Source organism: Nitrosospira sp. TNL300, assembly GCF_055385915.1.
Map to the genome: position 1 here is coordinate 1,366,808 of NZ_AP041005.1, position 14,095 is coordinate 1,380,902.

Annotated in this window: 7 protein-coding genes; 4 read left to right on the forward strand and 3 right to left on the reverse strand. The window is 55.3% G+C overall.

The features are described 5' to 3' along the window. The first annotated feature begins 213 nt into the window (after window positions 1-213). Window positions 214-8,916: a glycoside hydrolase family 94 protein gene (locus tag ACZ5BW_RS06230; protein ID WP_464543400.1), complete on the forward strand. Its 8,703-nt coding sequence runs from the start codon at window positions 214-216 to the stop codon at window positions 8,914-8,916. A gap of 233 nt (window positions 8,917-9,149) precedes the next feature. On the opposite strand, the gene ACZ5BW_RS06235 is transcribed toward ACZ5BW_RS06230, so the two are convergent. The 3 genes from ACZ5BW_RS06235 to ACZ5BW_RS06245 form a co-directional block, all read right to left on the reverse strand. Beyond that, window positions 9,150-10,067, reverse strand: coding sequence for a PEP-CTERM sorting domain-containing protein (locus ACZ5BW_RS06235; RefSeq protein WP_464543401.1), 918 nt, complete (start codon window positions 10,065-10,067; stop codon window positions 9,150-9,152). Then, window positions 10,067-10,824 (reverse strand): IS5 family transposase gene (locus ACZ5BW_RS06240; RefSeq protein ID WP_464538886.1). Its coding sequence is split into 2 segments (ribosomal slippage): window positions 10,067-10,491 and window positions 10,491-10,824, totalling 759 coding nucleotides; the frame shifts between segments, so codons are not numbered across the junction. The genes ACZ5BW_RS06235 and ACZ5BW_RS06240 overlap by 1 nt, the downstream gene beginning before the upstream one ends. Window positions 10,825-11,352: 528 nt before the next feature. Further along, the gene (locus ACZ5BW_RS06245; RefSeq protein WP_464543402.1) at window positions 11,353-11,862 is read right to left on the reverse strand and encodes a cyclic nucleotide-binding domain-containing protein; all 510 of its coding nucleotides are present in this window, start codon (window positions 11,860-11,862) and stop codon (window positions 11,353-11,355) included. Between the two features lie 378 nt (window positions 11,863-12,240). On the opposite strand from ACZ5BW_RS06245, the gene ACZ5BW_RS06250 reads away from it, so the two are divergent. The 3 genes from ACZ5BW_RS06250 to ACZ5BW_RS06260 all read left to right on the forward strand — a co-directional run bounded on the left by ACZ5BW_RS06250 (window position 12,241) and on the right by ACZ5BW_RS06260 (window position 14,017). After that, complete coding sequence (locus ACZ5BW_RS06250) at window positions 12,241-12,477, forward strand: ElaB/YgaM/YqjD family protein (protein WP_464574200.1); 237 nt, start codon at window positions 12,241-12,243, stop codon at window positions 12,475-12,477. Window positions 12,478-12,621: 144 nt separating this feature from the next. Next, window positions 12,622-13,656: an SGNH/GDSL hydrolase family protein gene (locus ACZ5BW_RS06255; RefSeq protein ID WP_464543404.1), complete on the forward strand. Its 1,035-nt coding sequence runs from the start codon at window positions 12,622-12,624 to the stop codon at window positions 13,654-13,656. A gap of 46 nt (window positions 13,657-13,702) precedes the next feature. Next, window positions 13,703-14,017: a DUF1840 domain-containing protein gene (locus tag ACZ5BW_RS06260; protein WP_464543405.1), complete on the forward strand. Its 315-nt coding sequence runs from the start codon at window positions 13,703-13,705 to the stop codon at window positions 14,015-14,017. Window positions 14,018-14,095: the final 78 nt, after the last annotated feature.

Genomic DNA, 14,095 nt, shown 5'->3' on the forward strand with positions numbered 1-14,095 from the left:
TGTCAGGCAATACTTCCAGAATCGCTCTTTCGCTTTTCTTTTAACCATGCGGGTTCCGGAAAGCGCTGCCAACTCCAGGAGCTCTGGGGCATGAACTTCCGGTACCCAAAGAACAGGACGGGAGCAGAATGTCATGTGGCGCAGCCCTTCTATCTGAAGGGCAGGCGATTTTAATTTCGCTGCTGACCGGACACAGCCTGGAGAATATCCCAATTGAACGCTAAAGGCACCCCTGTTTCTGAACTTTTGAGTTCGGTTACCGCGCGGCTTCGCAATATCGGAAAACCGCGTATTCCACTGAGTGAAGAACTTCCCCTGCGGTCCGAACTGTTCGGTGCGGATCAGATGGAGCTTTACGGGGGCATACTTGCGGCTTCACACGAGTTATCGTCGGCGCGCGGGACCGATCAGTTACTGGCCAGGCTGGATGAGAATGAGGCGACGCTATTCAATATCTGCCGTGTGCTGACCGAGGCAGTCATGGCGGATAAGCTGCTCACTCCGGCAGGGGAGTGGCTCTACGACAACTTTTACCTCATCGAGGATCAGATCCGCACTGCCAAGCGTCACCTTCCCAAAAGCTATAGCCGCGAATTACCTCTCCTTGCCAAGGGAACATCCGCCAATCTCCCCCGTGTATACGATATAGCATTGCAAGCCATATCGCACGGGGACGGGAGAGTGGATACAGAGAGCCTCAGACGCTTCGTAACCGCGTACCAGTCGGTCGTCAATCTGCAACTGGGCGAACTATGGGCGATACCGATCATGCTGCGGCTATCGCTGATCGAAAATCTCCGGCGTGTCGGCGTGCATGTGGCAGCGGGCCGAACAGACCGCAATCTCGCTGATACCTGGGCCGATGAAATCATCCGGGTGGCAGCAAAAGACCCGAAAAGTCTTGTTCTCGTCATTGCAGATATGGCGCGATCGAACCCCCCCATGACAACCCCGTTCATTTCGGAGCTGGTGCGCCGATTGCAGGGACAGGGACCAGCTCTGGCGTTTCCGTTGACCTGGATCGAGCAGCGACTGGCCGAATCAAACCAGACGATCGACCAGCTGGTGCAATTGGGAAACCAGCAGCAGGCTGCCGATCAGGTTTCCATCTCGAACAGTATCAACAGCTTGCGGACGCTGGGCGCCATAGACTGGCGCGAATTCGTCGAAACCACCAGTGTTGTGGAACAGACCCTCCGGGAAGATCCAGGCGGAATCTATGCGGAAATGGATTTCGCCAGCCGCGACCACTACCGGCATGCGGTGGAGCGATTGGCCAAGGCAAGCCCTCTGTCGGAAGTTGACGTGGCCCGGACAGCGCTTCGCCTGGCCCGTGAGGCAACGACAAGTACCGTCGAGGAGAACGTTAGGGAGCATGTCGGATTTTACCTGACGGACGATGGCCTCGCTGATCTTGAGGAAGCGATAAAGGTCCACTGGTCGCTGCGTGAACAATTCTGGCGCGCAACCCGCAAATACCCGCTTTTCTGGTATCTCAGCAGTATCGCATTAGTCACGCTGGGTCTGACGGGCGCCCTGCTGGCTGAAGCGCTCGAGGATGGTGCAAGTGGGTGGCTATCAGGTCTTGTTGGCGTACTCGCGCTGTTTGCGATGAGTCAGCTGGCTGTGGCACTGGTCAACTGGGCGAGTCCTTTTCTGGTGAAACCTCATCTGCTGCCGCGAATGGATTTCTCCAACGGCATTCCCTCCACATTTCAAACGCTGGTCGTGGTTCCAACCATGTTGTCGCGGGAATCGGAAGTCGCGGCCCTGGTGGAAGCGCTTGAAGTCCGGTTCTTGGCAAATCAGGACGAGAATGTCTATTTCGGTTTGCTCACCGACTTCATGGATGCGAATCAGGAAACGCTTCCCGAAGATGACTCCTTATTGAGAATCGCCCGCACGGGCATCGAGGATCTCAACCGGAAGTATGGGAGCCATATTGCAGGTGACATGATCGGTGGTACGAATGGTGCCCCGGAAGCGTCAGCGCAGAAACAGGAAACCCGGTTTTTTTTGTTCCATCGCCCTCGCCGCTGGAATCCGCAAGAGGGGGTGTGGATGGGTCATGAGCGCAAGCGCGGAAAACTGGCGGACTTGAATACGCTCTTGCGTGGCGAAGGAAGGGAAGCATTTTCCATCGTGGTGGGCAATACGGATTTGCTTGCCAATATCAAGTACGTCATCACCCTCGATACCGATACCCAATTACCCCGGGAGATCGCCCACCAGTTTGTCGGAGCGATGGTGCATCCCTTGAACCGGCCACGCCTCAAGGGGACCGGCGGGAAGGCTGTGGTAACGGAAGGCTACGGCATTCTGCAGCCCCGGGTGGCGGTGACATTATCGAGCACCAACCGGTCCCGGTATGCATGGCTGTTTGGTGGTGAAGCAGGCATCGATCCATATACCCGGGTTGTTTCTGACGTATACCAGGATTTATTCTACGAAGGCTCCTTTGTCGGAAAAGGGATCTACGACGTGGATGCGTTCGAGCAATCGGTCTGCCGGCGTTTTCCCGAGAACAGGATTTTAAGCCATGATCTCCTGGAAGGCTGCTACGCTCGCGCCGGCCTGTTGAGCGATGTACAGCTGTATGAGAAATTCCCATCGCGTTACAGCGCGGACGTAAGCCGCCGTCACCGGTGGATACGGGGGGATTGGCAACTGGCGAGCTGGTTGCTCGCCCGGGTTCCCGGCCCCGGCGGAAGTTATCAGCCAAACCCGCTTTCCATCCTGTCGAGATGGAAGCTGATGGATAACCTCCGGCGCAGTCTTGTACCGGTAGCCCTGCTGCTGCTTCTACTGGTGGGCTGGCTGGCGCTCGACAATGCATGGTTCTGGACACTGGTTGTGGTCGGCACGGTCGTTATCCCGAGCGCTATTACCATGACCTCCGATCTGCTGAAGAGACAGGCCGAAGTGCCTCTACGCTCTCACATCGTCACTACGATACGCACTGCCGGACGGCATTTCGCGCAAAACCTGTTTGGGCTGGCCTGTCTCCCGTACGAGGCTTATTTCAGCCTCGATGCGATACTGCGCACCCATGTGCGACTCTTCCTCACACACCGCCGGCTTCTTGAATGGACTCCTTCCCATCTTGCGGAACACGAATATGATTCGACGAATAGATGGGGCGGCCTCGGCACTTCCTTCAGGGCGATGTGGATAGCGCCGGCGACCGCGGTAGCAGCAGGCGCGGGAATGATAGTGGTTGCTCCCGTGGCGCTGATTCCGGCCTTGCCCATACTGCTTTTGTGGGCGGCAGCGCCATTTATTGCCTGGTGGATAAGCCAGCCTCTTCCGCTGCGCAGCACGGAGTTAAGCAAGGGGCAACTCCACTTTTTACGTCAGACTTCGCGCCGCACGTGGTATTTCTTCGAAACTTTCGTCGGTCCTGAGAATAACTGGCTGCCGCCTGATAATTTTCAGGAGCACCCGGTGGCGACTGTCGCGCACAGGACATCGCCAACCAACATGGGATTGGCGCTGCTCGCAAATGTGACTGCCTATGACTTCGGCTACATTGGCCCATTGCAGCTCATCGAGAGGACCGAAAACACGCTTGAATCGATGGAAACCCTGGAACGGCATGCCGGCCATTTTTACAATTGGTACGATACGCAGACAAGAACTCCCTTGACGCGTTACGTATCGAGCGTGGACAGCGGTAATCTTGCAGGTCACCTATTGACATTGCGTGCCGCGCTGATGGCAATAGCGGATAGGCTGGTCGTCCATGAAGAGTTATTTCCGGCTCTTGCCGATACTCTGCAGATTCTCGAGAGAACTCCTGGTTCCGAGGCTGCCAGTGCTCCTTTATCCGGGTTCGGGAAGGCGCTGGCGCTCGTAAGGGAAAGCTCTCCGCATACTCCTTTCAGCCTGCATGTCGAACTGGATCGACTGGCTGCACTTTCCAGGGAAATCGTGCATGAGATCGAGAAAGCGCGCCGTGCTTCAGCCGGGCAGGAAGCGCATGAATGGGCAATGGCATTAAATCGGCAATGTGAGCGCGCTCTTGCTGAACTTGGCAGCCTCATACCCTCTGCCGCACTGGAGAACTCCGATGCAGCCACGGAGATCCCCTCCTTGCGACAACTTGCAAACCAGGGTGGGGAAGCAGCGCGTGAACATCTGGCTGTTCTCGAACGCCTGGTCTTTCAGGCGGGAGAAATGGCGAAAATGGAGTATGGCTTCCTGTTCAACCCCGCGCAGCGGCAGCTTGCGATCGGGTACAACGTGGGTGAGCAGCGACGGGACGCCAGCTACTATGATCTGTTGGCATCAGAGGCGCGGTTTACCAATTTTGTCGCCATTGCACAAGGCGAGTTGCCGCAGGAAAGCTGGTTTGCGCTGGGACGGATGCTTACAGCTTACAATGGAGAGACCGCTTTGCTCTCCTGGAGCGGCTCGATGTTCGAATACCTCATGCCGCTACTGGTAATGCCCACCTTTGAAAACACGCTTCTTGACCAGACCTGCAAGGCAGCTGTCAACAGGCAGATTGCCTATGGGCGGGAGCGGGGGGTGCCCTGGGGTATTTCGGAATCCGGCTACAACGCTGTAGACGTTCAGTTCAATTATCAGTATCGGGCGTTCGGTGTGCCCGGCCTGGGCATCAAGCGCGGCCTGGGAGAAGACCTGGTCATTGCACCTTATGCATCCGCTCTGGCATTGATGGTTGCACCGGAAGCCGCCTGCCGTAATCTGGAGGAGCTGGCTGCTCTGGATATGATGGGAAAATTCGGCTTTTACGAAGCGCTGGATTATACGCCCTCGCGACTGCGCCGGGGCGAGACGTCCGCGATCGTGCGCTCATTCATGGCTCACCATCAGGGAATGAGTTTTCTTTCGCTCGCATACCTGCTGCTTGACCGGCCCATGCAGCGGCGGTTCGATTCCGAACCCATATTCCAGGCAACCATGCTCCTGCTGCAGGAGAGAATTCCCAAAGCTACTGTCATACGTTCCCCCATCGCCGAGCTCCCCGATGTACGGGTGATCAAGGAGCTTCCGGAAATGCCGATCCGGCTGCTTTCAACCGCCAACACGCCGATTCCGGAGGTGCAGCTTCTCTCCAATGGCCGGTATCATGTCATGGTGACCAACAGCGGAGCGGGGAGCAGCCGCTGGAAGGATCTGGCCATTACGCGCTGGCGGGAAGATGGAACCTGCGACTACTGGGGGACTTTCTGTTATTTGCGCGACGTTGCGAGCGGCGAGTTCTGGTCGAATACCTATCAGCCCGTGCTGAAAGAGCCAAAGCGTTACGGAGTGGTTTTTTCCGAAGGACGGGTCGAGTTCCGCCGGCGGGATCTGGATTTCGATACTCATACCGAGATTACCGTATCGCCCGAGGATGATATCGAGCTGCGGCGGATTCGTATCACCAATCGCGCCTGGACGCGGCGGGAAATCGAGGTCACGTCTTATGCTGAGGTCGTGCTGGCGCCCGCGATGGCCGATGCTCAGGCGCCCGCCTTCAGCAATCTCTTCGTGCAAACGGAAATATTAGCGGACCGGCACGCCATTTTATGCAGCAGGCGTCCTCGTTCCCAAAGTGACCCGGTGCCATGGATGTTCCACTTGATGACGGCAGATGGGGCCACTCCTGAAGCGGTTTCCTACGAGACTGATCGCATGGCATTCATTGGGCGGGGAAACGATGTGTCTGCGCCGGTGGCAATGATGGAAGCGGGACCGCTGTCCGGCAGTTCGGGTTCAGTGCTCGACCCGGTCGTTGCCATCCGCAAGCGGATGATGCTCGAGCCGGGGGAGTCGGCAATCGTGGATATTGTCACGGGCGCGGGAGATTCACGTCACGCGGTCATGCATCTGGTAGAAAAATACCAGGACCAGCATCTGAAAAACCGCGTTTTCGATCTCGCCTGGACTCATAGCCTCGTTGTCCTGCGCCAACTCAATGCAACTGAAGCTGATGCACAGCTGTTTGGGCGCATGGCGGGTTCCATCCTGTATGCAAGTCCTTATCTGCGCGCCGACGAGGCACTGCTGAGCAAGAACCGGCAGGGACAATCGGGTTTATGGGGTTATGCCATCTCCGGTGACCTGCCTATTGTGTTGCTGCAGATCAACGATATGGCCAATATCGACCTGGTACGCCAACTGGTGCAGGCACATGCCTATTGGCGCGTGAAAGGGGTGGCGGTCGATCTGGTCATCTGGAACGAGGATCATTCAAGTTACCGCCAGCAACTGCATGATCACATCATGGGGCTTCTGGCTGGCAGTGCGGAAGCCCATGTGCTCGATCGGCCAGGCGGTATTTTCATCCGCCGTGGGGAGCAGATTGCTCCGGAAGACCGGATCCTGATGCAGGCGGTGGCGCGCGTGATTATTTTCGACACGAATGGGAAACTGGTCGAACAGTTGACGAACCGCCTTCCGGCCGACCTTCCGCTGCGGCCACACCCCCTGAAACCGGTGCAGCGCTCCAACGCCGAAGAAACCGGGGCATTGCCGCAGCGGAATCTATTGTTTGATAACGGTTTTGGCGGTTTTGCTTCCGATGCGCGCGAATACGTCATCGCTGTTGGGCAGGATCGGAGAACACCAGTTCCATGGTCAAATATTCTGGCGAATCCGCATTTCGGTACGGTTATCTCCGAAAGCGGAAACGTTTATACCTGGTGTGAGAATGCCCATGAATACCGGCTGACTCCGTGGCATAACGACCCGGTCTGCGATTCCAGTGGAGAGGCCTACTATCTGCGAGACGAAGAAAGTGGGGATTTCTGGTCGCCTGCTCCTCTTCCGAGTCCTGGAGCCGCCTCCTACGTTACCCGCCACGGATTCGGCTACAGCGTATTCGAGCATGCAGGAAAGGGTGTTTTTTCCGAACTGTGGGTTTATGTTGCTCGTGACATTCCGATCAAATTCGTTGTATTGCGGATTCGCAATGATTCCGGACGGCCCCGGAGACTTTCCGCAACAGGGTACGTGGAGTGGGTGTTGGGGGACCTTCCCGAGAAGACGCGAATGCATGTGGTCACGGAGATCGATCCTGCAAGCGGGGTGCTGCTTGCGCGCAACCCCTACAATAACGAGTTTTCAAGCCGCGTGGCATTTTTCGATGTCGATGACAGAACGCAAAGTGTGACTGGCGACCGGACGGAATTTATCGGCCGAAATGGACGAATGCGAAATCCCGCAGGTATGGCTGCTCAGGATCTTTCGGGCCGGGTAGGAGCAGGACTGGATCCCTGCGGCGCTATCCGTGTTCCTTTTGATTTGCCCGCGGGCGCGACGCGAGAGGTTGTTTTTCGCCTGGGCGCGGGGCTTCACCGTGAAGATGCGCTGGAAACCGTCCAAAGGATGCGCGGACTACAGGTTGCACATGATGAACTTGAAAAGGTGCGCCGCTACTGGGACCGAACGCTCGGGGGCGTGCAGGTGGAAACCTCCGATCCATCCGTCAACGTGATGGTCAATGGCTGGCTGGTGTATCAGGTAATTGCCTGCCGCCTGTGGGGGCGCAGCGGATACTACCAATCCGGTGGCGCTTTCGGATTCCGCGATCAATTGCAGGATGTGATGGCACTGGTTCACGTCGAACCCGCTCTGGTGCGTGAGCACCTGTTGCGAGCTGCGGGCCGCCAGTTTATCGAAGGGGATGTTCAGCACTGGTGGCATCCCCCCGTGGGACGCGGTATCAGGAGCCGCTGCTCGGATGATTACCTCTGGCTGCCCCTGGTCGCTTGTCACTATGTCGTGACGACCGGGGATACCGGAGTGCTGAACGAAACAGTATCTTTTCTCGAAGACCGGCCTGTCGCTTCAGACGAGGAATCATACTACGATCTGCCTGCTCATTCCGCTCAGGTGTCCAGTTTGTATGACCATTGTGTCCGTGCAATCGTGCATGGATTGCGGTTTGGCGAACATGGACTTCCTTTGATGGGTACGGGTGACTGGAACGATGGGATGAATCTCGTCGGTTTCCATGGCCGGGGCGAAAGCATCTGGCTCGCTTTTTTCCTGTATGACATTCTCATTAAATTTTCCGATCTTGCTGCCGGGCATGGTGATGCGGCCTTTGCCGAACGATGCAGGAAGGAAGCAGACAAGCTGGGCAAGAATATTGAACAGCATGGCTGGGATGGAAAGTGGTATCTCCGCGCCTATTTCGACGATGGTTCTCCACTGGGTTCTTCCAGCAATACCGAATGCCGCATCGACTCGATCGCGCAAAGCTGGTCGGTTTTATCTGACAGAGGCTCTCCTGAGCGCCAGCGGCAGGCGATGCAAGCGGTGGATGAACAGCTTGTCCGGCGGGATGCTCGCCTGATTCAGCTTCTCGATCCTCCTTTCGATCAATCCGACCTTAATCCAGGCTATATCAAGGGCTACGTGCCGGGCGTGCGGGAGAACGGGGGGCAATATACGCACGCGGCGATATGGGCAACAATGGCCTTTGCAGTCCTGCGGGATCACAAGCGGGCATGGGAACTGCTTTCCATGATCAATCCAGTAAACCACGGGCGGTCCTCACAGGCTGTATCGGTCTACAAGACCGAGCCCTATGTCGTCTCAGCCGATGTTTATGCGGTGGCTCCCCATACGGGCCGAGGTGGGTGGTCGTGGTACACAGGTTCCGCAGGCTGGTTGTACCGCCTGATGCTGGAAACACTGTTGGGTCTTACCAGGGAAGGGGCGAAACTTCATTTCAACCCCTGCCTGCCAGAAGACTGGGCCAGTTTTACGGTGAAATACCGCTATGGGGAAACCGTCTATCCGATCATTGTTAATCAGGTAGCTATCGATCCGGATAAGGAGGTCGTTATCGTAGACGGTGCCGAGCAGCGTGAGCTGACTCTCAGCCTTGTCGATGACAGGGTACCCCACAATGTAGAAGTGCGGGTGAGCCGTTCTCGCGATACGCTCAAACAATGAATCCGGAACTGTTGAATCCGAACTGAGTCGCCTTTGGATTCATAAGATGAGGGGTAAATCCACTTTTACCAGCCGGCCAAGCTAGTTAGGCATTGAGGATTTCTGATTTTACCGGGAAGGGCTCGTCGCGGCTGCTATAGGGGCAGGCAAGGCTTGGCGTGTTGCTGGAGGAGCTTACCTTACTACACAAGGATTTCCTTTTGCTACATTGTTGCTACCCGAACTACTGTTCTTTAAACAGCCCCCATGCGTCGAATCACCATCCCGACGAGAGCCAGACCCGCGAGCATCAGGGCGTAGGATGAGGGTTCCGGGACCATGGCGATCGCAACAACCTGGCCGACGTTATTGATCCCGGTTGCGGTGGTGAGGATAACGCCTTCAGGCAAATGCACCAGCGCGTTTAAATCCATCATGCCGGTTCCATGCGGGCCGGTGACAAAAGCATGCTCGGAACCTGTTGCGGTTTCAGAACTTCCCACTACCTGTCCGGCTTTATTGATATCCATCGCGTCACTGAAGCTTCCGCCGAGAGTACCAAGGTCGATCATACCCTGGCCATTCGGCCCGGTGATGAAAGCATGTTCGGAACCTGCGGCAGTTTCAGAACGTCCCACTACCTGCCCGCTGTCATTGATTCCGGAAACAAAACTGCTGGCTCCACCAAGAGTACCGAGGTCAGTCATGCCCATGCCATTCGGACCGGTGATGAAAGCGTGCGTCGAATAATCGGCCATCTCTGCCTCGACCGCTACCTGGCCGGTATTATTAATGTCGATGGCCCTACTGGAAGTTCCGCCGAAAAGACCTAGATCTATTGTGCCTGCACCATTTGGACCGGTTATGAAAGCATGCTCCGAACCGCCATTTTCGCCTGTCCATGATCCCCCTGCCACCCGCCCGGCATCATTGATACCGTAAGCTCTAGTGAAGTCAGATCCATCTTTAGCTAAAGACTCTATCGAAGTCCTTCCCTCCCCATTAGGTCCAGTGATATACGCATGGAAAAAAAGGGGTACGTCTGGAGGTTCCTGAAGACCTCCCACTACCTGTCCGGCATTGTTGATATCGCTGGGATTCAAGCTCAGCTCGGTAATGCCGACTCCATTGGGGCCAGTAATAAACCTGGTAAAACTAGGCTCAGGACTCATTAATTGAGATAGAAGATGACGGTAGCGGCGATACAGATGGCGGAGAAGAAGGTGTGGGCGCAACGGTCATAACGCATGGCGATGCGTCGCCAGTCCTTGAGCCTGGCGAACATATTTTCTACCTTGTGGCGTTGCTTGTAGAGTTCCCTGTCGTATTCGATCTGGGTTTTACGGTTCTTCTTCGGGGGAATGCAGGGCGTAATACCCTTTTCTCTGAGGGCTGCCCTGAACCAGTCAGCATCATAGCCGCGATCCCCCAGCAACTCTTTTGCCTTGGGTAGAACAGGCAACAACAGGGCCGCACCCTTGTAATCGCTCATCTGCCCTTCGGAGAGCAGCAGGACAACAGGCTTGCCCATGCTGTCGCACACGGCATGGAGTTTTGAATTCAAGCCGCCCTTGGTGCGACCGATACGGCGGGGAACATCCCCTTTTTTAAAAGGCTGGCTGCCGTACGGTGCGCCTTCAGATGTGTGGCGTCAATCATTAGCCGATCGGGCGTTTCCTCTTTGCCAGCCAGTTCCGCAAAAATGCGGTTGAATATACCCATCCTGCTCCAGCGCATGAAGCGATTGTAGAGCGTCTTGTGCGGGCCGTAGCTTTTGGGAGCGTCCTTCCATTGCAGGCCGTTCTTTATCACGTAAATAATCCCGCTGAGCACCCGCAAATCATCCACACGCGCCACCCCATGGGACAAGGGAAAATAAGGCTTTATGCGGTTGAATTGTTTCTCTGACAGCATAAAAAGATCACTCATGGCAACTCCTCCTGACATAAGTGAATCACATCCGCTCACTTCCGTGAATCCCAAAATTAATAGGTCCTGAGCCTAGGAATAAAAAATTGAACAGGAATAGAAGGAGGACTTGTGCTAGCCGTACCGACCACCCGTCCGGAATCATTGATGGCCGATGCGTAAGTGGAATCCCCCAAAGCTTCCAATTTGGTCCATTCTTTCGTATTCAGGTCGATAAGGTACGAGGCATCCTGCCCGAAGGCAGGGGAAAGAAAGCCTGCACTTGCGCTCAGCGAGACGGCAAGGACCAAGATCCGCACCTTGGAACCGCAGGTCGTTTTCATGACAAATCACCCCTTCTTTAATGGTGGGACCAATGCTCACTCACTTTCTCCCTTACTTTCTCCCTTACTCACTTTCTCCCCCGCTCAGCAATGTTATTGTCGATTTATGCCACGCTTTGCTCCTCGTATAGATGATCAGGCGATAAGCCGGATTGAGCGAGGAGGAGTTTCCTTCACAGAAGCGCCAATCTTGCTCAAACCCAGGTTATAGGGAATGACCAGGAGCGTGGGCGGAACGAGACGGAAGCCGACAAGGGGGCTCGCCAGGAGTGGAATGTGTAAATATGTGTGGGGAAACCCCAGCCGGGGTAGGAGGCGCTTTCGTTGGTGTGCCTCGTCTTGCTGACGGATGCGCTCCAGGCATGGGGGAGGGGATAAACCCGCTCGTCAAGGCGTGGGTATAGCGCTGGAGCAGATAACGCAGAGGGCTTCCCAACTCAAACTCGCTTCTCAGGCTCGCGGCACTGAGACGATAGGCGTAGCCCGCGGTTGCCACCAGGGCCTGAGTCGGCGCGATCTTTCTCCCCATCAGCATGGAAATACCGAATACTCCCTCCTTGCCGATAGCGGCAATTTTTACTGTCTCTCCTTTATCGGAAACAGTAAGCAGGGAGATGACGCTGCTGATAGGGAAATACACCAGGTCCAGTTCGCCCCCGTTTTCATAGACCGACCAGCCCTGTGATAGTGCGACAAGTTCAAGGGAAGGTTGCAAACGCTCATAATCCTTTTGGGGGAGAGCCCCTAACAAAAGATTTTGCTTGTGAGAAAGGTTGTGCGGGGGAGTGCTTTGTGGGGGAGTAAGAATGTGTGACATGTGTTCCTCACTATTCGCCGGTGCGATAAAAAATTTTCCTTTATTCTTTGGAAGAGATTACCTGTTAATTTACACAGGCGTATGTGCGGTGCCAGACAGACATTCGCTTTGAAAAAAGAAAAAATCAGTTATGCTCGTGTACGAGATAAGGAAAGGTTGGGTTTGAATTCAATATAGTTACTTTTACAGGAGGATGTAATGGGTAGAACCACCAGGGGAAGCAAAGAAAAACTCATCAAAGATTTCCGTTCGGTTATTGCTGATACAGAGGAATTAATGAAGTTCGTAAGCAACGAGGGCGAAGGAAAGGCGCAAGTGCTGCGGGACAAGCTTAACCAGAACCTGAGTGTGGCCAAGGAATATTTACGCAATTTTGAGGATGTGGTGGTGGATAAATCCAGAGTCGCCGCACGTGCTACTGATGAATACGTACATGAGAATGCATGGCAGACGGTCGGGCTGGCGATTGCGGTGGGTATTCTGGTCGGATATTTGATAAGCCCGCGCGATTAGCCCGATTGAGATGGAGAAGCGGGGTGAGGGAAAAGGATCGATGATATTCGCAAGGAGAAGCCGGTCTTGAAAATCATCCTGCTGTCCGCGGAAGACATTTGATGCCCCTTAAAAAAACGATCTCTGTGCGAAGGAGGACTGGCAATGAAAATATCAACAACAGTTGTCGCGCTTGTCGTATTGCTGTCTGGGGGAAGCGCCAGTGCTGCCACCCCTTTCAGCAGTCTTATCGTATTCGGGGACAGCCTGTCCGATGCAGGAGACAATCCTTCCGCCGTCACCAGTCTTTACAAGAATCTGGGCGGGCATTGCGATCCTTTGCATCCCTGCCTGCCATCACAACTTGAGGCGTCATATGATGGGGGCCGCTTCTCCAATGGGCCCGTCGCCTCAGAGTATCTGGCGAAAAACCTCTTTCCCGCCGGAGTAAATACGGCTAATTTTCAAGGCTATGCCGTCGCCGGCGCTACGTCGGGTAATCACAACGTCGGTAATGATGCTGATCCAACAGGCATATTGAACCTGCCGGGCATGCAGCAGGAGGTGAATCTCTACATGAGTAATGCCCGCGGAGCAGCAGATCCGAACGCCTTGTACTTCGTTTGGGGCGGGAGCAATGATTATCTTATCCACGACTCTCCCGTCCAGGCCGCCCGAAACATAGGAAGTTACGTGAACGTGCTTGCAGCGGCGGGAGCGCGGAATTTTCTTGTGCCAAACCTGCCTGATCTCGGTCTTACGCCTTTCGCGAGGAGGGAAGGTGAAGTCTCGCAGGCGCACGACTATTCCGTTGTGTTCAATACGGAATTGGCGAGCCAGCTTGGAAGTCTCGACGGAACTCTTCCAGGGGTAAGCATCCACAGCTTCGACACATTCGCGTTATTGAATGATGTCGCACAGAATCCGGCCAATTACGGGCTCACCGATGTGACCAATCCGTGTTTCACTCTACTGGGGATTACATGCGACAATCCCGAGGTACGTCTCTTCTGGGATGATTTTCATCCCACCACTAACGCTCATGCCATTCTGGCGGCAGGCTTCGCCTCTGCGATACCGGAGCCAGCGGCAATCTTTATGTTCATGCTTGGCCTGCTGGTGCTTGCCTCGGCAGTAAGCAGGAGACAAAAAACCATGTCAGGGCGGCGACAGCTGCAAGCCCACATGTCGAGGTGGTAGAGGTGACGATATTACCTGTAACGACTTCCCCGCTATTTCCATCCCTATGCTGGTGACATTCAAGACTTCTGCCCATGCTGACATCATCATGTTCGGTGACATTGCAAAACAGTTGCTGAAGATGATGGGGCATAGCGGGACCGTGCCCAGTGCGATGGTAGCAGATGAAGTGCCTGCAGCGCTCGACCGCCTGAGGCATGCTGTCGAGGCGGAAAGAGCGGACGAGGCACAGAAGTCGCAAGACAATGCCGAACAGGCGGATGACCAGAGTGTCAGCCTGAAGTATCGCGCATTACCGCTGATTGAACTGCTCTCCGCAGCAGCCCGGAAGCACTGCGATGTGATGTGGGATAAAACCTAGATTTTGATTGAATGTCGAAACTGGACAGGCGCGGCGGAAGCAGCGGCGTTGCGTGGAGCCGCCCCGATCAGGACGGCA

What these genes read in the sequence shown, in the direction of transcription:
- ACZ5BW_RS06235 (WP_464543401.1), bottom strand. Translation starts at nt 10,067, where the DNA reads ATGAGTCCTGAGCCTAGTTTTACCAGGTTTATTACTGGCCCCAATGGA.
- ACZ5BW_RS06250 (WP_464574200.1), top strand. Translation starts at nt 12,241, where the DNA reads ATGAAGTTCGTAAGCAACGAGGGCGAAGGAAAGGCGCAAGTGCTGCGG.
- ACZ5BW_RS06255 (WP_464543404.1), top strand. Translation starts at nt 12,622, where the DNA reads ATGAAAATATCAACAACAGTTGTCGCGCTTGTCGTATTGCTGTCTGGG.
- ACZ5BW_RS06260 (WP_464543405.1), top strand. Translation starts at nt 13,703, where the DNA reads ATGCTGGTGACATTCAAGACTTCTGCCCATGCTGACATCATCATGTTC.